At 70.8% G+C, this 26,334-nt stretch carries 20 protein-coding genes; 3 read left to right on the forward strand and 17 right to left on the reverse strand.

Going from position 1 to position 26,334, the window contains the following annotated elements; genetic code table 11:
- The 3 genes from ABLE43_RS09995 to ABLE43_RS10005 form a co-directional block, all read right to left on the reverse strand.
- Nucleotides 1-534 carry a biliverdin-producing heme oxygenase gene (locus ABLE43_RS09995; protein WP_348978350.1) on the reverse strand — a complete coding sequence of 178 codons (534 nt, stop codon included), beginning with the start codon at nt 532-534 and terminating at the stop codon, nt 1-3.
- Nucleotides 531-2,705, reverse strand: coding sequence for a histidine kinase dimerization/phosphoacceptor domain -containing protein (locus ABLE43_RS10000; RefSeq protein WP_348978351.1), 2,175 nt, complete (start codon nt 2,703-2,705; stop codon nt 531-533). The genes ABLE43_RS09995 and ABLE43_RS10000 overlap by 4 nt, the downstream gene beginning before the upstream one ends.
- A gap of 76 nt (nt 2,706-2,781) precedes the next feature.
- Nucleotides 2,782-4,422 carry a histidine kinase famiy protein gene (locus ABLE43_RS10005; RefSeq protein ID WP_348978352.1) on the reverse strand — a complete coding sequence of 547 codons (1,641 nt, stop codon included), beginning with the start codon at nt 4,420-4,422 and terminating at the stop codon, nt 2,782-2,784.
- A 103-nt stretch (nt 4,423-4,525) separates the two neighbouring features.
- Between ABLE43_RS10005 and ABLE43_RS10010 the strand changes: the two genes are divergently transcribed.
- Nucleotides 4,526-5,392, forward strand: a complete 867-nt coding sequence (locus ABLE43_RS10010) for an oxygenase MpaB family protein (RefSeq protein ID WP_348978353.1) — start codon at nt 4,526-4,528, stop codon at nt 5,390-5,392.
- Nucleotides 5,393-5,407: 15 nt separating this feature from the next.
- Here the strand turns inward: ABLE43_RS10010 and ABLE43_RS10015 are convergent, their stop codons facing one another.
- A complete protein-coding gene (locus tag ABLE43_RS10015; RefSeq protein ID WP_348978354.1) occupies nt 5,408-7,462 on the reverse strand; it encodes an NAD(+) synthase in 2,055 nt (684 codons plus the stop codon).
- A 226-nt stretch (nt 7,463-7,688) separates the two neighbouring features.
- Nucleotides 7,689-8,414: a murein L,D-transpeptidase catalytic domain family protein gene (locus ABLE43_RS10020; RefSeq protein ID WP_348978355.1), complete on the reverse strand. Its 726-nt coding sequence runs from the start codon at nt 8,412-8,414 to the stop codon at nt 7,689-7,691.
- 180 nt (nt 8,415-8,594) lie between these two features.
- On the opposite strand from ABLE43_RS10020, the gene ABLE43_RS10025 reads away from it, so the two are divergent.
- Nucleotides 8,595-9,341, forward strand: a complete 747-nt coding sequence (locus tag ABLE43_RS10025) for a hypothetical protein (RefSeq protein ID WP_348978356.1) — start codon at nt 8,595-8,597, stop codon at nt 9,339-9,341.
- A 65-nt stretch (nt 9,342-9,406) separates the two neighbouring features.
- Here the strand turns inward: ABLE43_RS10025 and ABLE43_RS10030 are convergent, their stop codons facing one another.
- The 12 genes from ABLE43_RS10030 to ABLE43_RS10085 all read right to left on the reverse strand — a co-directional run bounded on the left by ABLE43_RS10030 (nt 9,407) and on the right by ABLE43_RS10085 (nt 24,873).
- A complete protein-coding gene (locus ABLE43_RS10030; RefSeq protein ID WP_348978357.1) occupies nt 9,407-11,188 on the reverse strand; it encodes a response regulator in 1,782 nt (593 codons plus the stop codon).
- Nucleotides 11,188-12,843 (reverse strand): ATP-binding protein, encoded by a 1,656-nt coding sequence (locus ABLE43_RS10035; protein ID WP_348978358.1) that lies wholly within the window; start codon nt 12,841-12,843, stop codon nt 11,188-11,190. The genes ABLE43_RS10030 and ABLE43_RS10035 overlap by 1 nt, the downstream gene beginning before the upstream one ends.
- Nucleotides 12,840-13,880 carry a chemotaxis protein CheB gene (locus ABLE43_RS10040; RefSeq protein WP_348978359.1) on the reverse strand — a complete coding sequence of 347 codons (1,041 nt, stop codon included), beginning with the start codon at nt 13,878-13,880 and terminating at the stop codon, nt 12,840-12,842. The genes ABLE43_RS10035 and ABLE43_RS10040 overlap by 4 nt, the downstream gene beginning before the upstream one ends.
- A 7-nt stretch (nt 13,881-13,887) precedes the next feature.
- Entirely contained in the window at nt 13,888-15,882 is a 1,995-nt protein-coding gene (locus ABLE43_RS10045) for a hybrid sensor histidine kinase/response regulator (RefSeq protein ID WP_348978360.1), read from the reverse strand.
- A 9-nt stretch (nt 15,883-15,891) separates the two neighbouring features.
- Nucleotides 15,892-17,550 (reverse strand): methyl-accepting chemotaxis protein, encoded by a 1,659-nt coding sequence (locus ABLE43_RS10050; RefSeq protein WP_348978361.1) that lies wholly within the window; start codon nt 17,548-17,550, stop codon nt 15,892-15,894.
- 3 nt (nt 17,551-17,553) lie between these two features.
- Nucleotides 17,554-18,069: a chemotaxis protein CheW gene (locus tag ABLE43_RS10055; RefSeq protein WP_348978362.1), complete on the reverse strand. Its 516-nt coding sequence runs from the start codon at nt 18,067-18,069 to the stop codon at nt 17,554-17,556.
- Nucleotides 18,066-19,334, reverse strand: a complete 1,269-nt coding sequence (locus ABLE43_RS10060; RefSeq protein WP_348978363.1) for a CheR family methyltransferase — start codon at nt 19,332-19,334, stop codon at nt 18,066-18,068. Before ABLE43_RS10060 ends, ABLE43_RS10055 begins: the two co-directional genes overlap by 4 nt.
- On the reverse strand, nt 19,331-19,807 hold the full coding sequence (locus ABLE43_RS10065; protein WP_348978364.1) for a chemotaxis protein CheW: 477 nt from the start codon (nt 19,805-19,807) through the stop codon (nt 19,331-19,333). The genes ABLE43_RS10060 and ABLE43_RS10065 overlap by 4 nt, the downstream gene beginning before the upstream one ends.
- A 31-nt stretch (nt 19,808-19,838) precedes the next feature.
- Nucleotides 19,839-20,369 carry a molybdenum cofactor guanylyltransferase gene (gene mobA / locus ABLE43_RS10070; protein ID WP_348978365.1) on the reverse strand — a complete coding sequence of 177 codons (531 nt, stop codon included), beginning with the start codon at nt 20,367-20,369 and terminating at the stop codon, nt 19,839-19,841.
- The gene (fdhD, locus tag ABLE43_RS10075; RefSeq protein ID WP_348978366.1) at nt 20,369-21,145 is read right to left on the reverse strand and encodes a formate dehydrogenase accessory sulfurtransferase FdhD; all 777 of its coding nucleotides are present in this window, start codon (nt 21,143-21,145) and stop codon (nt 20,369-20,371) included. The genes mobA and fdhD overlap by 1 nt, the downstream gene beginning before the upstream one ends.
- Nucleotides 21,146-21,292: 147 nt before the next feature.
- Nucleotides 21,293-23,569: an FdhF/YdeP family oxidoreductase gene (locus ABLE43_RS10080; protein WP_348978367.1), complete on the reverse strand. Its 2,277-nt coding sequence runs from the start codon at nt 23,567-23,569 to the stop codon at nt 21,293-21,295.
- Nucleotides 23,570-23,673: 104 nt separating this feature from the next.
- On the reverse strand, nt 23,674-24,873 hold the full coding sequence (locus tag ABLE43_RS10085; RefSeq protein ID WP_348978368.1) for an acetyl-CoA C-acyltransferase: 1,200 nt from the start codon (nt 24,871-24,873) through the stop codon (nt 23,674-23,676).
- Between the two features lie 111 nt (nt 24,874-24,984).
- Here ABLE43_RS10085 and ABLE43_RS10090 point away from each other — a divergent pair, with 111 nt between their 5' ends.
- Nucleotides 24,985-25,740 carry a prepilin peptidase gene (locus ABLE43_RS10090; RefSeq protein WP_348978369.1) on the forward strand — a complete coding sequence of 252 codons (756 nt, stop codon included), beginning with the start codon at nt 24,985-24,987 and terminating at the stop codon, nt 25,738-25,740.
- Nucleotides 25,741-26,334: the final 594 nt, after the last annotated feature.

Below are 26,334 nucleotides of genomic sequence, written 5' to 3' on the forward strand. Positions count from 1 at the left end.
CTACTGCGCGAAATGCCGGTCCGGCGGTACCGCCGCCGCCTGCGCGTACCACGCGAAGCACCGCTCCGCCGCACGGACTGCCCGCGCGGTCCAGTCGCCGCCGGTGTCCGCCGCATCGATCGACGCGCGGACCCTCCGCCAGTCGCCCGATCCGTGCCCTGCCGACAGATAGGCGGTCGGCAGCCCGCCACCCACCTGCCGCGCGAGCATCACCCCGCCCAGCCGCGACCCCTCCACGACGTAGAAGGTCCCCCATGCCGCCGCCGGATCGCGCTCGATCGTGACCGCAAGCGGATCGGGCGTGGAGGAGCCCAGCGCCGCCAGATCGGCGGCAAGCGCCTGGGCGCGAGGGCGGAACGTCGGTACTACCCCGCTACCCGCCAACGCCGCCTCGACCGGCGGCAGCACGCGGGCATGAGCGACGAGGAACGCGGTATAGCTCGCCGCATCGGTCAGGTCGAAGCGGCCATAGGCGGCATCGACCGCCTCATGTGCCGCCGCCGTCGCCGCGCGCAGCGCGGTGGAGGCGGTCATGCGTCGTCGGGAACGCCGACCGGCGCGGACACGGTGATGCGCAGCCCCGGCGCATTGTCGCTTTCCTCGATCGTGCCGTCGAGCCGTTGCACCATCGCGGTCAGCATGCGCGTGCCGAACCCCTTGCGCGTGCCGGTGCGTCCCTGTCCGCGATCGGCGACGGTCAGGCGGAAGCGGTTGCGGAACCGCTCCAGCGTCACCGCGATCGGGCCGGGCTTGCCCGCATAGGCGTATTTCTGGGCGTTGATGACCAGCTCGACGAGGATCAGCCCGACCTGCACCGCCGCATCGGGGTTTATCAGCATCGGCGTGACGTCCATCGTCAGCCGCCCCTGCCATTCGGCGCCCATCGACGACTGCATCTCGCCCAGCAGATCCTCGACATAGCGCCCGAGATCGACCGAGGTCACGCTGTCGTCGGAATAGAGGCGGCGATGCACCAGCGCGACCGCCGACAGCCGCCGCTGCGCCTCGCCCAGATGGCGGGTCAGCGTCTCGTCATTCTCGGCGCTCGCCTGCATCGCGAGGAACGCGACGACGAGTTGCAGGCTGTTCTGGACGCGGTGGTTGACCTCCTTGATCAGCGTGTCTTGCTGCGCCAGCAGCACGTCCTTGTCGGCGACCGCGCGGCTCAGTTCGCGGTTCAGCTCGCCGATCCGGCGACGCTGGCGCAGGTCGAACAGCATCCGCGACAGGCGGTGCGCCGCTTCGATCTCGGCGGTCGACCATGGCCGGGCGCGACCGCGAATTTCCTCGCTCCACGCCGCGAACGAGGCGCGCGGGGTCAGTTGCTCGCCGGGCGTCGCCTCGACCGCCTTGTGCGGGTTGCCCGCCCATTTGACCGTCTGGAGCGCCTCGGCCCGGAACCACAGCAGCACGGCCGGTTCGTCGACCGACAGCACGATCGCCAGCAGCCCGCTGGCAAGATCGCGATAGGCACGGGCAGCGGGCAGCCGCTGTTCGAGGCTGGCGGTGTGCAGCGGGCTGATCCCCTGCTGCCGGACCCAGGCGGACAGTTCGGCGATGTCCTCGCGCGCGGGGACATGGCCGGTGGTGTGGAGCTGCGTGCCGCGGTGGAGCGCGAAGCCGTCGGCGGCGAACATGCGTTGCAGTTCGTGGCCGATCAGCGGCGCGACCTGATCGGGGTCGTTGTCCTGCGCGAGGCGGACGGCCAGCGCATCCTCGGCGGCACGCATCCGCAGCCGCTCGCGATATTCGGCGGCCTCTTCCTTCGCACGCACCTGCTGCGCGAAGGCGGCGGCGATCAGTTCGCAGGTCTTGCGCTGGAGGTAGGACAGTGGTCGGGGCGTGCGATGGTGGCATGCCACCAGCCCCCACAATACCCCGTCCTTGACGATCGACACCGATGCCGATGCCGCGACGCCCATGTTGTGGAGATAGCGGATATGGATCGGCGATACCGCGCGGATGCCGATGTCGCTCAGGTCGACGGCGGCCAGCGCGGGATCGCGTCCGACGATCGGTGCCGGGGTATAGGCCGCGTCGGGAATCACCCGCACCCGGTTGCGGATATAGAGCGCGCGCGCCTGCCGCGGAATGTCGGACGCGGGGAAATGATGGTTGAGGAAACCCGGCACGTCGGCGGCATGGCGTTCCGCCACCACCTTTCCCGAATCATCGTCGAGGAAGCGATAGATCATCACCCGGTCGAACCCGGTCAGGTCGGCGAAGATCGTCGCGGCCCGCGCCGCCAGATCGTCGAGGTCGATGGCGCGGCTGAACTCGTCGTTGCCGCGCCCGATCCATGCCAGCGCATCGTCGGTGCCCGGCGCGCCCGGATTGCGCGGCTCCAGCTCGATCAGCCAATGGCCACCCTCGCGGTGCGCCACCGCCGAATGGCTGCCCTCCACCGCCGGGTCGAGCAGGTGCGTGCCGCCCCCGTCGGTCAGCGCGGCGACGCCGCCGTCGCCCAGCACCTCGGCCAGCGGACGCCCCAGCCATGCCGAACCGAACAGGCCGCTGCAATCGCCCGCCCCGCCGACGATCGTGCCGTCCTGCGCATCGGCGATCAGCAGCGTTCCATGCGGCTGGACCGCGCCGGGGATATGGATCGGTTCCCGATCGCAGGCGGTCAGATCCTGTCCGAGTTCGGAAGGGCTTTGCGCTGCGGAGGAACCCGCCAGGGACTCGAACTCGGGACTGGTCGCCAAACCATGGCCTTTCCGGATCAACTCTCCACCCGCATCGCGCGGATCGACACGGCCTTTCGCCGGCTATGCCGCCTTATCAACCGACTCCGGTGGGTCCATCAAGTACTTGCCGTACCCGCGCCGCCAGATCGACGCGCTTGTACGGCTTATTGATGAGATCGAAATCGGCGCCGCGCGCATCGACGCGCTCGATCGACGCCTCGGCATAGCCGGTGGTCAGCAGCACCTTGAGCCGCGGGCGCTGCCGCCGCGCCTCGCGGGCCAGCGTGACCCCGTTCATGCCGCCGGGCATGATCAGGTCGGTGAAGAGCAGATCGATCGGCTGGCCGCTTTCGATGATGCGAACCGCGTCGGGGCCGTTTGCCGCGCGCAGGACGCGATAGCCGAAGTCGACGAGGATCGCCTCCGCCAGATCGCCGACATCGGGCTGGTCCTCGACCACGAGGATCGTCTCGCTGCCCTGCGAATCCGCTTCGGCCCGGTGCGCGCGGTGGGCGATCGGTTCGGCGGCGCTGTCCACGGCGGGGAAGAACAGGCGGATGGTGGTGCCCGCACCTTCCTCCGATTCGATCCGCAGCGCGCCGTTCGACTGCTTCATGAAGCCATAGACCATCGACAGGCCGAGGCCGGTGCCCTTGCCCTGGTCCTTGGTAGTGAAGAACGGCTCCGTCACCCGATCGCGGATGTCGGGCGACATGCCGGTGCCGGTGTCGGCGATGGCGAGTTCGATATAGTCGCCGCTGGCCACGTCGCCGAACCCCTCGTCGCCGGGATCGACATGCGCCTTGTCGACGACGATGCGGATCGTGCCGCCGCCGGGCATCGCGTCGCGCGCGTTGAGCAGGATGTTGAGGATCGCGGTTTCCGCCTGCACCGGATCGATCCGCGCGTTGCAGTCCTGGCCGCAGCGCTTCATCTCGATCCGGATCGCCCCGTCGCCGAGCGTGCGTTCCAGCATCGGGATCATGCCCTCGACCAGATCGTCGACGTTGACCACGCGCCCCTGCAACTTCTGCCGCCGGGAGAAGGCGAGCAACTGCTGCGTCAGCCCCGCGCCGCGTTCCGCTGCCTCCATGACGGCGCGGAGCGAGCGGCGGGCGCGACCCGGATCGATCGGGCGTTCGTCGGCCCGCTCGACCTGGTTCAGCAGCATGTCGGTGAACCCCTGGATCACCGTCAGCAGGTTGTTGAAGTCGTGGGCGATGCCGCCGGTCAACTGGCCGACGGCTTCCATCTTCTGCGCCTGGCGCAGGCCGTCCTCGGCATCGCGCCTGCGGCTGACGTCGAGCTGCGACGCGAAGAAATAGCGGAGCTTGCCCGCCTTGTCGAACACCGGCGAGACGAACAGCGCGTTCCAGAAGGCGCTGCCGTTCTTCTTGTAGTTCAGCACCTCGACCGACGTTTCGCGCTGCTGCTCGATCGCGCGGCGGACCTCGGCGATCGTGTCGGGGTCGGTGTCCGGCCCCTGCAACAGCCGGCAGTTGCGCCCGATCAGCTCGTCCCAGCCATAGCCGGTCATGTTGATGAACGCCGGGTTGGCGAAGATGATCGGATTGTCGGGCCGGTGCGGATCGGTCACGATCATCGGCATCCGCGTCGTCTTGACCGCCGCGAAGAAGATTTCGTTGTGCGGATCGGTCATGTCGCCGTCGCCGGGCGCGATCGAGGGCGGGGGGCCGCCGCGTGCGCCGGTTTCTGAGGAGTCGGAATTGTCCATCGGGCGCATTCTACCGGCTATGTGTCCGGCATGAAGCCGGGAACGGCCGAATAGTTCCGCCTGCGATACGGACCCGGCGGCCCGCACAAGGCGTTGACCCGGCATGAATCCCCTGCGCCACGCCATCGCTGTCCAGATCCGCGCGCTGACCGGCGCGGGCGACGGTGCGATCGACCTCACCCGGCCGCCGGGCGACGACGGGTTGTTCGGGCCGGGGTCGGTCAGCTGGCGGGTGCACGGCGACTTCTCGTCGATGATGATCGGCGGCACCGCCGCGCTGCTGCTCCAGATGCTGCATCCGGGCGCGCTGGCCGGGGTGTGGGACCACAGCGACTTCCGCCGCGACATGCTCGGGCGGCTCAAGCGGACCGCGCAGTTCATCGCCGCCACCACCTATGGCAGCACCGCCGAGGCCGAACGGCTGATCGCGCGGGTGCGCGGCATCCACGACCGGGTGCACGGGATGCTGCCCGACGGCACGCGCTACGACGCCAACGATCCGCACCTGCTGACGTGGGTGCATGTCGCGGAGGTGGACTCATTCCTACGCGGCTATCTGCGCTATCGCGATCCCGGCCTGTCGGCGGGCGATCAGGACCGTTATTTCGCCGAGAATGTCGTGGTCGCCGAGCGGCTGGGCGCGCGCGACGTGCCGGACAGCCGGGCGGCGGTGGACGCCTATCTGACCGCGATGCGGCGCGAACTGCGGTTCGACCACCGGACACAGGCGGTACGCGACGCGCTGGTACGCCAGCCGCTGCCGAACCCGCTGCTGAAAGGATTCGGCGCGGTCAACACCGGCGCGGCGATCGACCTGCTGCGGCCTTGGGCGCGGGGGCTGCTCGACCTCGATCGCGGCGGGGCGGGGGTGCGGGTGGCGGCCCGCACCGGCGCACAGGGCATGGCGCGGGTGCTGCGCTGGGCACTGGGCGGATCGGCTTCGGAAAGGACGGCGCGGGCGCAGGGGTAGGGGGCGGGCGCTTGCCTACAGCGGCGGCAACCCGGCCTTCAGCTCCGCCACCCACGGCGCCGCCGTCCCGTCCGACGGCGCGCGCCAGTCGCCGCGCGGGGACAGCGCGCCGCCGCCCGATACCTTCGGCCCGTTGGGCAGCGCCGACCGTTTGAACTGGCTGGTCTGGAAGAAGCGCCACAGGAACTTCTCCAGCCACGCCGCGATCACCGGCAGGTCATAGGCTCCCTTCGCCTCCTCGGGGAAGCCGATCGGCCAGGCCCCTGCCGCTGCGTCCGCCCACGCATGCCGGCACAGGAACGCGACCTTCGAGGGGGCCTGCCCGGCGCGGGCGATATGGTGGAGGAAGAAGTCGTTGAGGGCATAGGGACCGACCCGGTCCTCCGTGCTCTGCATCCGCCCGTCGTCGCCCGCGGGCACCAGCTCGGGTGAGATTTCGGTATTGAGGATCGCATCCAGCACCGCATCGGTCGCGGCATCGAACTGGTGCGTGCCGATCGCCCAGCGGATCAGATACTGGATCAGCGTCTTGGGCACGCCCGCGTTGACGCCGTAATGGCTCATCTGGTCGCCGACGCCATAGGTGCACCAGCCCAGCGCCAGCTCGGACAGGTCGCCGGTGCCCAGCACGATCCCCTGCCGCTGGTTGGCGAGGCGGAAGAGATAGTCGGTGCGCAGCCCCGCCTGCACATTCTCGAACGTCACGTCGTACACCGCCTCGCCACGCGCGAAGGGGTGGTCCATGTCCGCCAGCATCTGGCGCGCGGCGGGGCGGATGTCGATCTCCGCGCCGGTGATGCCGAGCGCGTGCATCAGCGTCCATGCATTGGATTTCGTCGCCTCGCCGGTCGCGAAGCCGGGCATGGTGAAGCCGAGGATACGGCTGCGCTCCCACCCCAGCCGGTCGAACGCCTTGGCCGCGACGATCAGCGCATGGGTCGAATCGAGCCCGCCCGACACGCCGATCACCAGCTGCCGCGCGCCCGAGGCCAGCAGGCGGCGGCGCAGCGCCTCCACCTGGATATTGAACGCCTCGTAGCAGTCGTCGTCCAGCGCGGCGGGATTGTTGGGGACGAAGGGATAGCGGCGCACCGGACGCTTCAGGCCGATGTCGGCGAACGACGGCCGGTGATCGAAGGTCACGGTGCGTAAGCGGGTTTCGGGATGCCCGTTCGCCGCCGCGCAGTCGTTATAGGTGCCGGTGCGCATCCGCTCCAGCCGCAGCCGCGCGACATCGACATCGGCATAGATGACGCCGCTCGCGCGGTCGAACCGCTCCGACTGGACGAGCAGCTCGCCCAGTTCGTGGATCATGCCCTGTCCGTCCCACGCGAGGTCGGTCGTGCTCTCGCCGCGGCCCGCCGCCGAATAGACATAGGCCGACAGCGTGCGCGCCGATTGCGAGGCGCACAGCAGTTCGCGTTCGCGCGCCTTGCCGATGACGATGTTCGACGCGCTGAGGTTGCACAGGATCAGCGCCCCCGCCAGCGCACCCGCCGTCGAGGGGGGGAGGGGCGCCCAGTAATCCTCGCAGATCTCGGCATGGAACACGAAGTCGGGCAGGTCGGCGGCGGCGAAGAGCAGGTCGGTGCCGAACGGCACCGCCTGTCCGGCGAGCGTGATCGTCAGCCCGGTCAGGCCGACGCCGGTGGCGAACCAGCGCTTCTCGTAATATTCGCGGTAGTTGGGCAGATAGGTCTTGGGCACCACGCCGAGGATGCGCCCGCGCGCCACCGCGATCGCGCAGTTGTACAGCCGCCCGTTCCGCCGCAGCGCCGCGCCGAGCAGCAGGACCGGGGTCAGGTCCGCGCTGGCGGCGACGACCTCGGCCAGCGCCTCCTCGGTCGCGGCGCACAGCGCGTCCTGCAGGTGCAGGTCGTCGATCGCATAGGAGGTGAGGTTCAGTTCGGGGAAGACCAGCAGGTCCGCCCCCGCGTCATGCCCCTCGCGGGCCAGCGCGATCGCGGCGCGGGCATTGGCCGCCGGATCGCCGACGCTCGCCGCCGGGGTGCAGGCACCGACACGCACGAAACCGTGGGTGTGGATCGAATGGAAGCGATGCTCGGTCATGGCCGCGATCCTTACCGGATCGGGCCGGGGCGGGCCAGCGCGAAGGGGCGGGTGGTTGATTTGGGTATATCAATCAGTGCGTTATGAACGACCGGGCACGGCCACCTCCCCGTCCGTTCGTCCCGGGCGAAGTCGAGGGACGTGCCGCAAGCGGATCGCGCGGTGTCTCGACTGCGCTCGACACGAACGGTCCGGAACCTGGGAACGAAGCGGCCGGTCCCTTGTCCTACACCTTCGCTGCGTAGAGCATCCGCCCTTCGCCGAGCAGGTCGAACACCCGCGCCAGATCGCCCTCGGCGACCGCGAAGCAACCCTGGCTGCGACCGAGCTTGCCGTGCTGCGCGATCATCTCCGGATTGGCATACCATGCGCCGTGGATCACGATCGCACGCATCAGCGCATTGTCGTTGGTCGGATCGAGCCCGACCAGCCGCTGCGACCGGCCATGCTTGCCGATATAGTAGTTCTCGGTGGTGAACGCGCCTTCCGAGGTCGCGTTGGAATCGGGCACGTTGCTGAACCGCTCCAGCCGCCCGCGATGCGCCGGGTCCGATCCGCTGCCGTGCGTCACCCGCATCGCCGAGACGACGCCGCTGTGCATGTCGATGAACTGGAAGCGCGGATGGGTGGAATCGAGCGCGAAGTCGGCGATGGCGATGCGGTCGCTGCGGCGGATCTGCCCCGCATGGCGATCCAGCGCGGCGCGGGCGCGCTCGAACAGCGCGGCGTTCACCGTCGGCGGCGCGGCCATCGTCCGTACCGGTGCAGCAGGAACCGGCGCATATGCCCGCGGCATCGGCGCGGGCGGCAGGCTGGCGACCGGTGCGATCGAGGGACGGGCGCACCCCTGCGCCAGCATCAGGCCGGCGATCCCGCCCGCCGCCTTCAGCACCGCCCGCCGCGACCGAACCTCTGCGTCCTGCATCCATGCCCTCACAATGTCGTTGAGCATTTTAATTAATCGACCGGGGGAACGGGTTCAATTGTCGGAGGTTTAGCCGTTCCGTCGCCCGTCGCAGCGATCCAACGGTCGGTCGTTTGCGTATCGATCGGCTTCGGATCGTCACCGGGACGCAAGACCCGGGGAATGGCGCGATTTGCCAAGGCGACGCGACCGCGCGATAGTGATTCGATGGATATTTTTCCGTGCAGGGCGCTGCTGGCGCTGTCCATCGCATCGCTCGCCGGGTGCGGCGGCGGCGCGACGCAGCAGCAGCCGTCGCCGATGCCGACCGTGAACGGGCAGCCTTCGCCTGCGCCGTCCCTCACCCCGATCGCGCAGGCAAGGAGTCCGACGCTGCCGGCGGCGGTTTCGGTCACGACCAACGAACCGTTCTACCGGGCCGTGGTCGACGGCGGTACGATCCGGCTGTCGGGCGTCGACAGCCCCGAGCGACGCCTGCCGATCCTGTCGCAGGAGGCGGTCGCGGGCGGTCGTCGCTGGCGAGCCGAGGGACTGGTCGTGACGGTGACGAACAAGGCCTGCACCGACGACATGTCGGGCGAACCGCGTCCGTTCAGCGGGATGTTGGAGATCGGCGGACCGCCGGTGCGGGGCTGTGCCTTTCCGACGCCGGTTGCGTCGCCGGTAACGATCCCGGCGCGGTTCCTCGGCCGCTGGGATCGCGACGCCGCCGCCTGCGCGGCACCTGCGACGTCGATCGAGGGCGTGACCATTTCCCTGCGCGAACTGCGCTTCCACGAGAGCGTCGGCGAGGTGACGGCGGTCGCGCCCGGCGGGGCTGGCGTGACGATCGACGCGCGCTATTCGGGCGAGGGCGAAACGTGGACCACCCACCAGTCGCTGACGCTGGACGGCGACCGGCTGACGATCATGGGCGAGGGCGCGCCGATCCGCCGGGTGCGCTGCGCCGGATAGAGTCCGATCCAGCGAAGCCGGAGCGGGCCGGTACCGCTTCCGCGCAAGTGGACCAGACTCTTGCGTTATTCCGCGGGGCCGAGCGCCGCGACCAGCGCCGCCTGCAACTGTTCGCTCGAAAACGGCTTGGTCAGCACCGGCAGGTCGATCGCGCCGCCGATCTCGGCGAAGCCGGTGATGAGCAGCACCGGCAGGCCGGGGCAGCAGGCCTGTACCCGTTCGGCCAGCGCCACGCCGGACAGGGCGGGCATCGCATAGTCGGTGATGATCATGTCGGCGCAATCGCACCGCTCCAGCCGCGCCAGCGCGCCCGCCGCCGTCGATTCGGCGGTGACGCGGTGGCCCATCGCCTCCAGCTGCGCGGTCACGACGTCGCGGACCTCGGCATCGTCCTCCACCAGCAGGATGTGGTGCGGGGCCAGCGGCCCGGCGGGCGGGGCGGGCGGCGCATCCGCTTCGGCGGCGACGCAGGGCAGCCACAGGTGGATCGTGGTGCCCTCGCCCGGCGTGCTGTCGATCGTCACGTCGCCGCCCGCCGCCTGCGCCATCGCGCGGACCATCGGCAGGCCGAGGCCGGTGCCGACCCCCTGCGCCTTGGTGGTGAAGAACGGCTCGAACACCCGCGCGCGCACCGCTTCGTCGATGCCGGTACCGGTGTCGCTGACCGATATGCGCACGAACGGGCCGGAGAGCCCCTCCGCCATGCCGGTCGCGTCGGGGATGTTGGCGGTGGCGATGCCCACCACACCCTCGCCGCCCATCGCATCGCGCGCGTTGATCGCGAGGTTCAGGATCGCCAGCTCGAACTGGCCCGGATCGGTATGCACCGACCATGTCGGATCGGCGAAGTCGTAGGACAGGCGGATGCGCGCGGCGGCGGTACGCACGATAAGCTCCTCGACCGCGCGGATCGCCGCGTCGGGGCGGAACGTCTCGGCGGCAAGGTCGCGCTGGCGGCTGAAGCTCAGCAGCCGCCGGGTGATCGCACTGCCGCGGCCCGCCGCCTCGGTCGCGGCGGAAAGATGGCGCGGCAGGCGATCGGCATCGTCGATCCGCCGCGTCGCCAGTTCGAGATTGCCGAGGATCGCGGCCAGCAGATTGTTGAAGTCATGCGCGATGCCGCCTGCCAGCGTGCCCAGCGCCTCCAGCTTTTCCGACTGGTGCCGCCGCCGCTGCGCCAGACGGCGTTCGGTATCGTCGCGCTCGATCCTGAGCAGGAAGCGATGGCCGGGCTCGCCGAAGGGAATGCGCTGGATATGCGCCCAGCGTTCGCCGCTCGCCGCATCGCCGCTGTGGCGGTCCTCCTCGTCGACGCGATCCTCGGCCAGCGCCGCCAGATCGCGTTCGTCCGGTACCCCATCGCCGCGCACCACCCGCCCGCCGCGGTCGATGATCGCGATTCGGTCGGGCGAGCCGCGCATCAGTCCGTCGAAGGCGGCACGCTCGAACGCCAGCGCGCGGCGCAGCGCGAACCGCTCCGCCGCCGCGTCGATCATCGCGCCCAGCGCATCGGCGTCCCACGGCTTGTTGGCATAGCCGCTGATCGCGCCGTCGTTCAGCGCGCTGACCACCGCCGACAGATCGGCATAGCCGGTCAGCAGGATCGCTTCCGCATCGCTGACGCCCCGGATGCGGGTGAGGAACTGGCTGCCGGTCAGCTCGGGCATGCGCTGGTCGGACACGATGACCGCGATGTCGGGATTGGCGGCGACCAGTTCGATCGCCTCGACCGGCGATCCGGTGGCGATCACGCGGTAGCGGTCCTCCAGCAGGTCGGTCAGCGCGACAAGGATCTCGCGCTCGTCGTCGACCAGCAGCAGCAGGGGCGGGGGACCGGCAGTTTCCATTATGGTCGTTCCGGTATCCTGATTGTGAACGCCGCGCCACCCTCCCCGGCGGAATCGACGGTAATCGTGCCGTGGTGCGAGCGGACCACCCCGTACGCGATGGCGAGACCGAGGCCGGTGCCCGCCCCCACGTCCTTGGTGGTGAAGAACGGCTCGAAGATGCGCTCGCGCCGGTCGGGCGGGATGCCGGGGCCGTTGTCGGCGATGCGGATCACGAACTGCCCGCCTTCGGATCGGGTCGATATGGCGATCCGCCCCGCCGCCGGATCGACCGCGTCGGCGGCGTTGGCGACGATGTTCATCACCACCTGATTGACCAGCGCCCCCGAACATTCGAGCAGCCGGACCGGGCCATAGTCGCGCGCCACCGCGACGGTGCCGAGCCGGGGGGCCAGCAGCGTCAGCACCGCATCGATCGCCTCCGGCACGTCGATCCGCGATACCTCGCCGTCGTCCAGCCGCGAGAAGCGCCGCAGCTTGACCACCAGCTCCTGGATACGGGTCAGCCCGGTGCGGATCGACTCCAGCCGGTCCGACGCCTTGGCGAGATGCGCGTCGCGCCGTTCGTCGTCGGTGGCGGTGCGCGCCGCGCCGACCGCGCGCTCGACGGTCGCCTGATGGGCGAGGATGAAGGCCAGCGGATTGTTGATCTCGTGCGCGATGCCCGCGACCAGTTCGCCGAGCGACGCCATCTTGGCCGATTGCACCAGTTGCGCCTGCGTCTCGCGCAGCAGGGCGTTGGCCCCGGCCAGTTCGGCGTTGGCGTTGGCGAGGCGTTCCGCCGATTCGGCCTCGGCGCGCGCCTGCGCCAGTGCGACCGCCTGTGCCCGGTCGCGGGCGATGCCCGCCGCCTCCTCGTCGCGGGCCAGCTTGCGGCGGACGATCGCGCGGATGCGCACCAGCAGCATGTCGCCGCCGCGCCCCTGCGACACCACGTCGTCCGCGCCCGCCGCGAGCCCCGCCAGCACGGTCGCGGGTTCGGCATCGTCGGTCAGCGCGACCAGCGCCACCCCGCTCGCCCGCTCGATCCGGCGGGCGTCGAGCCGGGTAGTGGCGGCGAAGCGGTCCGCGCCGTCGTGCGCCACGATCAATATGCCGTCCGCGACATCGGCATCGATCGCCGCCAGCGCCGCCGCCACATCGCCCAGATCGCCGACCGCATAGCCGTCCGCGCCGAGCCGCGCACGCAAACCGTCGCGATCGGCCTCGCTGCCGCCCAGCAGCAGCAGCCGGGCACGGCGCAGCGCGGGGGCGGGCGCATCCTCGACCGGGCGGCCGGGTGACTGGCGCAGCAGCGCGCGGATGCGCGACACGATCAGCTCGCCGCCGCCGCCCTTGGGCACATAGGCGTTGGCCCCGCTGTCCAGCCCCTGCCGCTCGATCTCCGAAGCGTCGTCGCCGGTCAGCATCAGGACCGGCAGCGCGCGGGTGGCGCTGGTCTGGCGGACGATGCGCACCAGCTCGTCGCCGTTCATGCCGGGCAGGCGATAATCGACGACCAGCAGGTCGGGCCGGTGCGACGCCAGTACGCCGAGCGCGGCTTCGGCATCGCGGGTGCGCTCGACCCGCAAACCGGCACGCTCGAACATGCGGCGCAGTTGCAGCGCCTGCGTCTCCGAATCCTCGACCAGCAGGATCGATGCGCCGTCGCTCATCCGGTGCGGTCCATGATCCGGCGCAGATGCGGCGCGATCATGCCGAGCGGCAGCGACAATGCGCCCGCCCGGTGCGCGGCGGCAGGCATGCCATAGACGACCGCGCTGCTGGCATCCTCCGCCACCGCCGATCCGCCCGCCGCCAGCAGCGCGCGCACGCCTTCGCCGCCGTCGTCGCCCATGCCGGTCAGCACCACCGCCAATGCCGCGCCGTCGAGGCCGGTCGCGGCGCTTTCGATCAGGCGGGTGGCGGACGGGCGCTGTCCGCCGACCGGTGCATCGGTCGAAACCGCCATGGTGCCGCCGCGCGCGATGGTGAGATGCGCGTCGCCCGGCGCGACATGGATCGTGCCCCGCCGGGGCGTCTCGCCATGGCGCGCCAGTTCGACCCGCTGCGGCACGACGCTGTCGAGCCAGCCGGCGAAGCCCGGCATGAAACCGGCGCCCATATGCTGCACCAGCAGCACCGGCAGCGGCAGATCGGCGGGGAGCGCCGCGAACAGCCGGGCCAGCGCGGGCGGCCCCCCCGTCGACGCGGCAACGAGCAGCATCCGCGGATCGCGGGTCCGGGGCGGCACCACCGGCGGCGGCAGCGGTTCGCGCAGGCGGCGGCGGACGACCGCCACCTCGCTCATGATCGCCAGTTGCGTGCGGATCTCGTGCGCCACCTGCGCATAGGCGGCGTCCGCCAGGCCGACCGGCTTCTCGACCACCGACAGCGCGCCCGCGCGCAGCGCGTCCATGCTGCTGCCCAGTTCGCCGCGATCGATGTTGCCGGATACGACCACGATCGGCGTCGGATGATCGGCCATGATCCGCCGCGTCGCCGCCAGCCCGTCCATGCCGGGCAGGCGGATGTCCATCGAGATGACGTCGGGCCTGACGGTGGGGATGGCGGCGATCGCCTCCTCGGCACTGGCGACGGCGGCGGCGACGGTGAGGCGCGGATCGCCCGCGACGATATGGGTCAGCAGCGTGCGCACGACCGCCGAATCCTCGACGATCATCACGCGGGCGGGGCGGGTACGGCGTTCCATCGGCGCTTCAGAGCAGTTGCTGGACCACGGAGATCAGCGTGCCCTGATCGAAGTCCTGTTTGGTGACATAGGCATCGGCCCCCAGCGCCAGTCCGCGCTCGATATCGTCGGGACTGTTGCGCGAGGTCATCATGACGACGGGTAAAGATTTGAGCGCCGGATCGTTCCGCACCGCACCCAGCAGGCCGAAACCGTCCATGCGCGGCATCTCGACATCGGCGACCAGCAGGTCGATCGCGTCGATCCCCGATCGCAGCCGCTCCAGCCCGGCCAGCCCGTCGACCTCCACCAGCACGCGGTAGCCCTGCGCCTCGAGGATGCTGCGCTCCAGCGTGCGGGTGGTGATCGAATCGTCCACGACGAGAATGGTCTTCTGGACCGACGCGGCGGCGGCGGGCGCGACCGGCAACAGCGCCATGCCGGGCCGGTCGCGCACCAGTTGCGCCGGGTCGAGCACCAGTACCACCGCCCCGTCGACCAGCACGGTGCCCAGCACCAGCGGCGCATCGGCGGCGATCGCCGAGGGATCGCCGACCAGCAGCGCGCGCACCTCGCGCAGCGCATCGACCAGCAGGACGCGGCGCTGCCCGTCCATCGACAGTACCAGCGCGTCGGCGCTGCCGCCCTCGCCGTGGGCGATGCCGAGCACGTCGCCCAGCCGCGCGACCGGCACCGGCGCGTCGTCCACCAGCAGCATCGTCTGCCCGCCGCTGGGTTGCAGGTCGGCGGGCGCGACGCGGCGGACATGCGCGACCGCATCGGTCGGCACCGCGCAGCGCGTCGCGCCCACCTCGACGAACAACAGCGTCCGGCGGGTCAGCGCCAGCGGCACGACGAGGCGGATCGCGGTGCCGCCGCCGGGCGCGGGCAGGATCGAGGCCGATCCGTGCAGCCGCCGCGCGACCTCCGCCACCACCGACAGGCCGATGCCGCGCCCCGCCACCGCATCCAGCCGTTCGGCGGTCGAGAAGCCCTGCTCGAACAGCAGCGCATGGAGAGCGCGGCGCGGCGGGCGCGGGGCGTCGGGCGCGATCAGCCCGGCGGTGCGTGCGCGCGCCTCGATCCCGGCATCGTCCAGCCCGCGCCCGTCGTCGCGCAGGGTCAGCGTCATCCGTCCGCGATCGATCCGCACGTCGATCGCGATCAGCCCTTCCTCGCCCTTGCCCTTCGCCCGTCGTTCGGACGGCGGCTCGATCCCGTGGCGCACCGCATTGCGCAGCAGGTGGAGCAGCGGATCGCGCAGCGCCGCCAGCACCCGCCGGTCCGCTTCGCCCTCCACCTCGGGCAGGACCAGCCGCGCGGCCTTGCCCTCGGCCCCGGCCAGATCGCGGACGGTGCGTTCATAGCCGTCGAACAGCGTACCGATCGGCTGGAGCAACAACCGCTCGCCGTCGCGCTCCAGTTCGGCGCTGGAACGGTCGAGCGCGCCGAGCAACCGGCCATGCACGCGGCGGATGCGTCCCGCCTCGGCCGTGGCCTGGGCGAGGCGCCGGACCAGTTCGGCATTGCCCGTGGCCAGCGCCAGCGTCTGGATCTGCGCCAGATCGTCGGCAAGCGCCTGCAACCGGTCGGTCACGACGCCCTGTTCGGCGATTTGCGTTGCGAGCAGTCCCAGCGACCGCCCCAGCCGTTCGACGCGGTGCCCGGCGATGGCGACGCGGCGGTCGGGCTCGGCTTCCCTGGGCGCGTCGGCGGCCGGTGCCGCCCCGTCCTCGATCGCGTCGGCCAGCACGCGCAGCTCGGCGACCAGCGGCGCGTCGAGCGGGCGTTCGCCGCGCTCGACCGCCAGCAACAGCGTCTCCATCTCGTGCGCCGCCGCTTCGGTATCGGGCAGGTCGACGGCGCGCGCCGCGCCCTTCAGGCTGTGGGCACGGCGGCTGAATTCGCGCAGGTCGACCGCGCGGCCCGCATCGGCATCGGCCAGCGCCGTGCGGATGCCCGCCATATGCTCGGCCAGCTCCGATGCGAACGCCGCCAGCAGTTCGGCCTGAAGCTCGTCCATCGCCGCGGCCTACAGGCGATAGCGCTCGGTGAGCGAGACGAGGGTGCGCGACAGGTCGGACAGGTCGCCCGCCGCCTGGTCGAGCTGGCGGGTGGAGGCGGCGGTCTGCTGCGACGCCTGGCGGATGTTCTGCAGCGCGATCGTCACCTGTTCGATGCCGATCTGCTGCTGGTTGGTCGATGCGACGATCTGCTGGAAGGTCTGGACGTTCTCCTGCACGCGCATCGCCAGTTCCTCGATCGCGGCATGGCCCTGATCGGTGCGTTCCTTGCCCGATGCGATGCGCTTCACCGCTTCCTCGGTCAGCATCACCGACGAATTGATGCCGCGCTGGATGTCGCCCAGGATCGATCGCACGCCCTTCGTCGCGCCCTTCGCCTGATCGGCCAGCATCTTCATCTCCGCCGCCACGATCGCGAAGCTGCGGCCCTGCTCGCCCGCCGCCGCCGCCTCGATCGAGGCGTTGAGCGCGAGCAGGTGCGAGCGTTCGGACACGTCGTTGACCGTCGCGATGATGTCGCCGATCGCCTGCGTCTTTTCGGACAGCGCGACGATGTTGGTCGCCACCGCTTCGGCCTGATCGCGGATCGCGTCCATCGCGCGGGCGGTGTCGGCGACGGCGGTCAGGCCGTTGTCGCTGACCTGTGCGGTCGCCTGTGCCGCGGCGATCACCTCCTGCGCGCGGCGGCTGATCTGCGCGCCGCTATGGGTGATCTCGTCCACGGTCGCGGCGGTTTCCTGCACGGCGGCGAGCTGTTCCTCGACCGACGCCGCCTGTTCCTGCGTCGATGCGCGGATCTCGGTCGCGGCGGCGTTGAGGTTCTCGGTCGCCGCGCGGTTCTGCGTCGCGATGGTGCGTAGCCCGCCGACCATCTCGTTCAGCGTCCGCCCCAGCTGCCCCAGCTCGTCGCGCCCGGTCGCATCGGTGGTGTGCGACAGGTCGCCGCCGCCGATCCGCCCGACGAAGCCCATGAACTCGCCCAGCGGCCCGACGATCGAGCGGCGGATCGTCACCGCGACGACGATGCTGACCACGATCGCCGCCAGCAGCCCCAGCAGGATCGAGCGACGGCTCGCCTCATACACCTCGCGCGTCGCCTCGCTGCCGCGCTGGATCGCGACGTTCAGCGTCTCGCGCGCCTGGGCGACGCGGGCGACAGTCGCGGCGTGATCGCGCGCGATACTGGTCTCGCTCGCCAGCACCGCCTCGCGGTCGCCCGCGCGGATCGCGGCGAGCTGCGCCTCCACGTCGCCGCGGGTGCGCGACAGCGCCTCCTCGGCATCGCCCAGTTGCGCGACCATCCGGGTCCACTGCTCCGCGCGCGACCCGGTGATGGCGTTGGTGCGATAGCTTTCGGCGGCGCGCTGCTGCTCGGCGATGCCGCGGGTCGCATCGTCGATCGCGCCGCGCCACGCCGTCGTGCCCTCGCGGATGCCCGCCGCGTCGTTGGTCAGGAACGCGCGGACGATCGCGCCGCGCGCCTCCACCTTGCGGGCCAGCGCCTGGTCGATCCGGCTGAGCGCCTGCATCGACGCGAGGTCGCGCCCGACGATCTGGTCGACGGTGGTCCGCACCTCGCCGATCTGGGTAAGGGCATAGACGCCGAGCGCCAGCAGGATGGCGGTGATCGCGGCGAAGCCCGCTGCGATCCGGGTGGAGACGGACAAGGCTTATCCTTCCTGAAGACGGGGCGGGAGCAGCAGTTCGACGAGCAGCGCCGGTTCGATACGGGTGACATGGCCGGTATCGGTCGCGACCAGCCGCGACAAGTGTGTCGCGACACCGTCCGCCGCCGCCGCCGTCACCACGCCGGTCAGCGTATCGACCGCCAGCGCGATGCGCGGCGCTTCGTGCCGCAGCAGGATCATCGCGCCCGGCGTCGTCGCCGCCCGTCCGAGCGCCGGGCCGGGGGCGAACAGGTTGACCACGGTCCCGCGCCACGCGACGAGGCCGAGCAGCGCCGGGGGAGCCTGCGGCACGGCGGCGATCGGCGGCACCGCCGCCACCGCGCGCACCGCCGCGATCGGCAGCGCATGGGCCACGCCGTCCAGCGCGAATGCCAGCAACGTCTCGCGCGCGGCGGCCGGACCGGCGTCGGGCGCGGCCAGCGCCCGCTGCCGGGCGCGCAGCACGGCGGCGACGGCGGCGGGGTCCAGCCCCTCGGCAATGATGTCGATGCCGCTCACAGCGTACGGATCGCATGGCGGGCGGCGGCGGCGAGCGCACCGGCGGTCATCCCGTCGCCCTCGGCCAGTTCGGCATCGGGCGGCAGCGCGGCGGCGAGGCGCAGCGCGTTGGTCAGGCTGCGGCGGCCATCGTCGGTACGCCCGTCGGCCAGCAGGTTCCGCGCGAGCAGATAATGCGCCATCGCGAACGAGCGATCGAGATACAGCGCGTCGCGAAACCCGCGCTCCGCCACGGCGCGTTCGCCCAGCGCCATCGCCGACAGCGCTGCTAGGTAACAGGCGACAGCATCGCGTCCGGCGGGCTCGCCCGGCGGCGGGGCGGGGGCGGGGACGGGCCGGGCGACCCTGGGCATCGGGCGCGCCGGACGGGGCAGGGTGATGCGCGGCGAAGGCGGTTCGGATACGACCTGCGCGACCGGCGGCGGGGGCACGCTGCCCCTGCGGCGATAGGCGAGCACCCCGCCCAGCTGCACCGGATCGGCGACCGCGTCGAACGCCGGATTGGGTTCGGCATGGCCGAGCAGCAGTACGCCGCCCTCCGCCAGCCGCTCGGCCAGCGCGCCGACGATCCGCGTCGCATGGTCGTGACTGAAATAGATCAGCACGTTGCGGCACAGGATCAGGTCGTAGTCGGCGAAATGCAGCGGGGCGGCATCGGCGATCATCGCCATCAGGTTGTGCCGCTCGAACCGCGCGATCCCGCGATAGGCGTCCTTCAGCCGGTAGCGTTCGCCGTGCCGGTCGAACAGTCGCGCGCGCTCCCCCTCGCCCATCGTACGCAGCGCCCATGACGAATATTCCGCCTGCCGCGCCGCCGCCAGTGCCGCATCGTCGATGTCGGTGCCGGTCAGCTGGATGCGCCACTCGCCGATGGCCTCGCCCAGCAGGTCGGCGAGCAGGATCGCGACCGAATGCGCCTCCGCGCCGGTCGAGCAGCCCACGCTCCAGATGCGCAGCCGCCGTTCCCCGGCCCGTGCGGCGATCAGGTCGGGCAGGATGCGGTCGCGCAGCGCGGCGAACTGTTCGGCGAAGCGGAAGAAGAAGGTCTCGTTGATCGTGACCGCGCTTTCGAGCTGCGGCCATTCGTCGCCGTCGCCGTCCCGCAGCCGGTCGCGATAGGCGGCGAGCGTCGCATCGCCGCGCGCCGCCATCCGCTGCACGATGCGCTCGAGCAGCTGCGCGTCCTTGTCGGCATAATAATGATGGCCGGTGCGCTCGATCACCAGCGCCTTGATCTCGGCGAAACCGGGGTCGGTGGGCGTCATGCGGCGGCCCATTGGTCGCGCCGCGCCGCCGCCGCCGTCGCCAGCCGGGCGATCGCGGCGCGTTCGGCGGCGAGCAGCAGCGCGGCGGAATCGATGACCAGCGCGGTGCCCTCGCCCAGCGGGAGTTCGCCCGTCACCGTGCCGTGCAGGCTGTGCGCCGGATCGATCGGCTGCGGCGCACCCTGCACGGCATCCTCGGCACGATCGACCAGCAGGCACGGTGCATCGTCCCCGCGCAGCCGGACGAGGTGCGCCGACAGCGCCACCGGCGGCAGCGGCGCCTGCGGGTCGAGCAGCGCCAGCGGCTGCACCACCGCGACGATATCGCCGCGCAGGTCGACGAACCCCAGCAGCGGGCGCGGCAGTCCCGGCACCGCCTCGACCGGCAGCAGCGGCAGCACCTCGCGCACCGCCGCCAACGGCAGCCCGAGGCGCACGGCGCCGGCGCGCAGGATCAGGAACAGGTCGCTCACGGCTTCGCTATATCGGGCGTTCGCGGGCGTGTCAGCGCCGTTCCGCGGCGGCGATGCGGGCAAGGTCGTCGGCGGTGTTGACGTTGGCGATGCCGCCGCCCGGCACTGCCCGCGCGCCGATGCGGTCGGCGAAGGCACGCACCGACCGCGACCCCGGTCCGGCGAGCAGCGCATCGAGTTCCGCCAGCGCGGCGCTCGGCCACAGCCCCACGACCGGCAAATCGGCCAGACAGGCCGGTGGCTCACCGAGCAGTGCCGGCAGATCGTCCGGCAGGTCGGGCGCGTCGCATGGCACGCTCAGCACATGGCTGAAGCCGTGCGCGGCGGCATGGGCGAGCGCCCCGGCGATCCCGCCCAATGGGCCAAGATCGGCGGCCGGGCGATCGGGCGTGCCGGTGAGGCCCGGATGATCGCGACCGACGACGACCAGCGCGTCGACCTGCGGACGCAGCGCATCGGCCACCCGGTCGATCAGCGCGCGACCGTGGAGCAGCGCCAGCGCCTTGTCGCTGCCGAACCGGCTGGAGCGCCCCCCCGCGAGGATCGCGCCCAATCTCCGCATCACGACGCCAGCATCGCATCGGCGCGCACCAGCGTGCGCAGCGCAAGGCCCGCCCCGGCGGCGCGCTCCAGCGCCAGCGCGGTCGCCGCCGACAGGGTGGCGAGCAGCGGGCAATCGGCCAGCACCGCCTTTTCGACCAGCTCGAACGAGCAGCGCGAGGTGAGCAGCGCGAAGCCGCCGTCCCAGTCCAGCCCCTGCCGCCGCATCGCGCCGATCAGCTTGTCGAAGGCGTTGTGCCGTCCGACATCCTCGCGCACCAGCCGGACCGTGCCGTCGGCGGCGCACAGCGCCGCGGCATGCGCCGCCCCGGTCGCGCGGGTCAGCGGCTGGTGATCGCGCAAGCCCTGTGCGGCGGCGAAGATCGCATGCGCCGTGGCGGCGGTCGCGGCGGTGACGCGCGGCAACGGGCGCAGCGCCTGTTCGAGATTCTCGATCCCGCACAGCCCGCACGACGATTCGGACACGCGGTGGCGCACCCGCTCCGCCACCCGTTCGTGCCGATCGGGGATCAGCATCAGGCGCAGCAGCATGCCGTTCGCGGTCGCATGCGCATCCACCTCGACCAGTTCCCCGGCGCGGTCGATCAGCCGCTCGGCCAGCGCGAAGCCGGTGGCGAGGTCGGGCAGGTCGGCTGGCGTCGCCATCAGCACCGCATAGCCGAGCCCGTCGACCTCGATCGCGACCGGCGTCTCGCTGGCGACGATGCGCTCGGCGGGGGAGGCGGTGCCGTCGCCGGCAATGCGGGTGAACGGGGCGGGGCGGGTGGGGGCGGTCATGCAAGCGTCCTGCAACCAGGCGTCCGGACAGTCTCTACACCGTACCCCCGCGCAGGCGGGGGTCCAGAGCGATATACGGCAACGTCCCTTGTATGAAACCCTGGACCCCCGCCTGCGCGGGGGTACGGGCGCGGGATCGGCGTGACCCTACGCCAATATCTTCACCGGCACCGCCTTCGCCGCCGGGGTCATCGATTCCTTGTCATGCCAGCCGATCGGGATCAGCGGGTTCAGTTCGGGATAATAGCCCGCGATGCACCCGTCGGGCAGGTCGAACGGCACGACCTTCAACCCTGCCACCCGCCGGTCGATGCCGTCGTCCCCGTCGCCGACCAGCGTGACGATCTGCCCCTTGCGCAGGCCCGCCTTCGCGATCTCCCTCGGGTTCAGCAGCACCACGTCGCGCGTGCCGCTGATCCCGCGGAACCGGTCGTCATAGCCGTAGATCGTCGTGTTGAACTGGTCGTTCGAGCGCAGCGTCACCAGCCGCAGCCGCCCCGGCGCATCGGGAATGTCGGTGCCCGACAGCGATTGGGGCACGGTGAACTCGGCCTTGCCGCTCTCCGTCTTCCACACCCGTTCCCGCGCCGAATTGCCGCGATAGAAGCCGCCCGGCGTGAACATGCGCTCCTCGAAATCGTGGAACTCCTCCGGATAGGTCAACTCGATCTGCTTGCGGACCCTGGCATAGTCGCCGGTCCACCCGTCCCAGTCGACCTTCGGATTGGGCGGCAGCGTCGCCTTGGCGATGCCCGCAACAATCGCGATCTCCGACTTCAGGTGCGGGCTGGCGGCGGGATGGGTGGCGATCGATCCGTGGATGTGGCTGAACGTATCCTCGATCGACACGATCTGCTCGCCGCTGGCCTGCACGTCCACCTCGGTCCGCACCAGGCAGGGGAGGAGATAGGCGACCTGCCCGTTGATCAGGTGGCTGCGGTTCAGCTTGGTCGCGATCTGCACCGTCAGGCGGATGTTCGGCCACGCGGCCTCCAGCCGCTCCAGATCGGGGATCGCACGGATGAAATTGCCGCCGAGCGACAGGAAGGCGTCGATCTCGCCCTTCAGTATCGCCTCGCAGCCGGTCACGGTATTATGGCCATGCTCCATCGGCGGATCGAAACCGTAGAGTTCGCGCAGCCGGTCGTTGGGCACCAGCTCCGGCTTTTCGGAGATGCCGACGGTGCGCTGCCCCTGCACGTTGCTGTGGCCGCGCACCGGCGACATGCCGGTCCCGTCGCGCCCAATATTGCCCTTCATCAACAGCAGGTTGACATAGGTCGCGACGTTGTCGAACCCATGGACCTGCTGCGTCAGGCCCATGCCGTAGATGCCGATCGTCCGGTCGGCCTCGACATAGACCTGCCCCGCGCTTTCGATCGCGGCGCGCGTCAGGCCGCTCTCGCGCTCGATATCGGCCCAGTCGGTCGCGCGGACCATCGCGGCGAAGGCATCGAAGCCGTTGGTGTGCTGCGCGATGAAATCCACGTCGAGGACATGGACCTTGCGCTCGGCCCAGCTCTTGTCCTCGGCGGCGAGCACATGCTTGGCAAGGCCGATCAGCACCGCCACGTCGCCGCCGGGGCGCACCTGATGATATTGGCACGAGATGTTCGTGCTGGTCCGGGTCGCCATCTCGAACGGGTTCTGCGGATCGGTGAAGGCGATCAGTCCCGGTTCCTTCACCGGATTGAACGTCACGACCTTGCACCCGCGCTTCACCGCCTCGCGCAAGGGGTGGAGGAAGCGCGGGCTGTTCGATCCGGTATTCTGTCCGAAGAAGAAGATCGCGTCGCACGATTCGAAATCGTCGAGGATCGAGGTGCCGACCGGCGCGCCGATCGTCTTCTTGAGCGCGACCGAGGTCGTCTCATGGCACATGTTGGAACTGTCGGGCAGGTTGTTGTGGCCGTAGAGCCGTGCGAACAACGCCCAGAGATACGATGTTTCGAGGCTGGCCCGGCCGGATGCGTAGAAGATCGTCTTCTTCGGGTCCATCGCCTTCAGCTCGGCCCCGATCGCGGCGAACGCCTCGTCCCAGCTGCATTCGACATAATGGTCGGTCGCATGGTCGTAGCGCATCGGATGGGTCAGGCGCCCCTGATGCTCGAGGTCGTAGTCCTTCCAGCCCTTCAGCTCGCTCACGCTGTGTTTCGCGAAGAATTCCGGCGTGCAGCGGTTGGGCGTCAGGTCCCACAGCGTTGCCTTCGCGCCGTTCTCGCAGAACTCGAACGGATGCGGCTCGGCGGGCTTGCCCCATGCGCAGGAGGTGCACATGAACCCCTTGGGCTTGTTCTGGCGGGCGAGCTGGGCGAGCGCGGCGGGGTGGTTGCGCTCCCTCGCGAGCACCTTCGACATGCCCTTGACGGACCCCCAGCCACCGGCGGGACCCTTGTATCCCACCGTCTCTTCGCGATCCGCCACGTCTTTTCCTTCCCGCTACGCCCGAGCCCGCTACGCCCGAGCCCGCTACGCCCGAGCGTAGCATATGCCGGGCGGGCGGCGAAAGTTCCGTTGGGGTGGGGGCGTCAGTCCAGCAACTCCACCGCCATCGCCGTCGCCTCGCCGCCGCCGATGCACAGCGAGGCGAGCCCGCGCCGCTGGCCGTGCGTCTCCAGCGCCGACAGCAGCGTCGCCAGCACCCGCGCCCCGCTCGCCCCGATCGGATGGCCCAGCGCACAGGCCCCGCCATGGACGTTCAGCGCGTCGTGCGGCAGCGACAGGTCGCGCATCGCGATCATCGCGACGCAGGCGAACGCCTCGTTCACCTCGAACAGATCGACATCGGTCGCGGACCAGCCCGCGCGCGCCAGCGCCTTGCGCATCGCGAATACCGGCGCGGTCGCGAAATCGGCGGGCGCATGGGCGTGCGCGGCATGGGCGACCACCCGCGCGACCGGGGCGAGGCCCAGCCGGTCGGCGACCGACTGCCGCGTCAGCACCAGCGCCGCCGCCCCGTCCGAGATGGACGAGGCGTTGGCGGCGGTGATCGTGCCGTCCTTGGAAAAGGCGGGCTTCAGCGTCGGGATCTTCGCCACGTCGCCGCGCGCGGGCTGTTCGTCGACGCGCACGGTCGTGCTGCCCTTGCGCCCCGCGACCTCCACCGCGACGATCTCGCGATCGAACGCGCCCGACCCCTGCGCGCGCTGCGCCCGGTGAAGCGATTCGATCGCATATTCGTCCTGCGCTGCCCGCGTGAACTGGTACGCCGCCGCCGTCGCCTCGGCGAAGCTGCCCATCAGCCGCCCTGGCTCATAGGCATCCTCCAGGCCGTCGAGATACATATGGTCCATCAACCGGTCGTGGCCGATCCGCGCACCGCCGCGATGCCGGGTGGAGAGATAGGGCGCGTTGGTCATGCTCTCCATGCCGCCCGCGACGATCAGGTCGGCGGAGCCCGCCGCCAGCGCCTCGGCGGCCATGATCGCCGCCTGCATCCCCGATCCGCACATCTTGTTGACCGTCGTCGCCTCGACATGGGTCGGCAGGCCCGCACCCAGCGCCGCCTGCCGCGCCGGGGCCTGTCCGAGGCCCGCGGGCAGCACGCAGCCCATGTAGATGCGCTCGACCGCCTCGCCCGACAGCCCGGCCCGTTCCACCGCCGCGCCGACCGCGGTCGCGCCGAGCTGCGTCGCGCTCGCTCCGGCAAGGCTGCCCTGGAAGCTGCCCATCGGCGTGCGCGCATAGGACAGGATGACGACCGGATCGGTCTTGGCGGGATCGGACATGGCGGCTGCTCTCCTGAAGCATCTGTTTCGTTTGAAACCATATCTAGGCGCAGCGCAGGGCGGACGCCAGCCGAGTTGCTCCGCCCACGGCTTCGCGCGATAGGCGCGGTCATGTCCATGTCGCTGCCGCCCCCGTTCTGGCCGATCCTGCTCGGGGTGCTGGGCGCGGTGTTCGGCAGCTTCATCGCGACGATCGCGCTGCGCTGGCCGGAGGGGCGCGGCGTCGCCCATGGCCGATCCGCCTGCGACGGCTGCGGACGGGTGCTGCGACCGGTCGAACTGGTGCCGCTGGCGAGCTTCCTGCTCCTGCGCGGACGGTGCCGGACGTGCCGTGCCGCAATCGCGCCGAGCCATTTCGTCATCGAACTGCTGGGCGCGGGCATCGGCGTCACCGCCGGGCTCGTCGCACCGGGGCCGGCGGGCGTGGCCGGGGCGGCGTGCGGCTGGCTGCTGCTGGCGCTCGGCGCGATCGACCTTGCCGCCTTCTGGCTGCCGGACCGGCTGACTTTGTCGCTGGCGGTAGTGGCGGGGATCGGCGGGATCGCCGGGGTCACGCCCGATCCGGCGGCGCGCGCGATCGGGGGCGTCGCGGGGTTCGGCAGCCTGTGGCTCCTCGCCGCCGCCTATCGGCGCGTGCGCGGACGGATCGGGCTGGGCGGGGGCGATCCGAAGCTGTTCGGCGCGATCGGCCTGTGGCTCGGCTGGCGGGCGTTGCCGCTGGTCCTGCTGATCGCGGCGCTGGCCGGGCTGGCGGCGGTGGCGGCGGGTGCGGCGCAGGGCGGGCGGGTGCGCGCCGACGACCGCCTGCCGCTCGGCACGCTGCTGGCGGGGGCGGCATTTCTGGTGTGGGCGGTGACGGCCCCCTGAGGCGCCTGGCGACCGCCCGCCCGGTTCGCCGTGACGCTCATCTTATTCCATATGCTGTTATTCTATCAGTCATGCCAAGTTTTCCCAAGTTTAACCCGTTACGGCTGTAGTTCACGATTCTTCATGGACAACAGGTCGACCGCCGCGATATTCATCATGATAAAGTGATGGGGGAACTATGAACACGAAGCTCACGATGTCCGCGCGTGCCCGGAGCCGCGCGTTGGGCTCGACCGCGATCGCGCTGGCGGCGTGCGTCGCCGCACCGGCCTATGCGCAGTGCACCCCCGATCCGGCGCCACAGAATGCCGAGATCATCTGTACCGGCACCGACCCTGACGGGGTTCGGTCGGCGGGCGCCAGCCCGCGTATCACGGTGGCAAGCGGTGCGGTCGTTCAAGGCAATGGCAGTCCGGCAATCGACATTTATCGGCCAGCCACCGATTATAGTTGGTCATATGCCCAGGTGGCGGTCAACGGAGCCGTCGACGGTGGCACCAGGGAAGGGATTCGTCTGACAGCCCTGGCCAACGGCTTGGGCTACGGCGCGAACAATATGGACCTGCGCGTCGCCGAGGGCGCTACCGTCACCGG

It is taken from the genome of Sphingomonas silueang, assembly GCF_040049155.1.
Taxonomy (GTDB): Bacteria; Pseudomonadota; Alphaproteobacteria; order Sphingomonadales; family Sphingomonadaceae; genus Sphingomonas; species Sphingomonas silueang.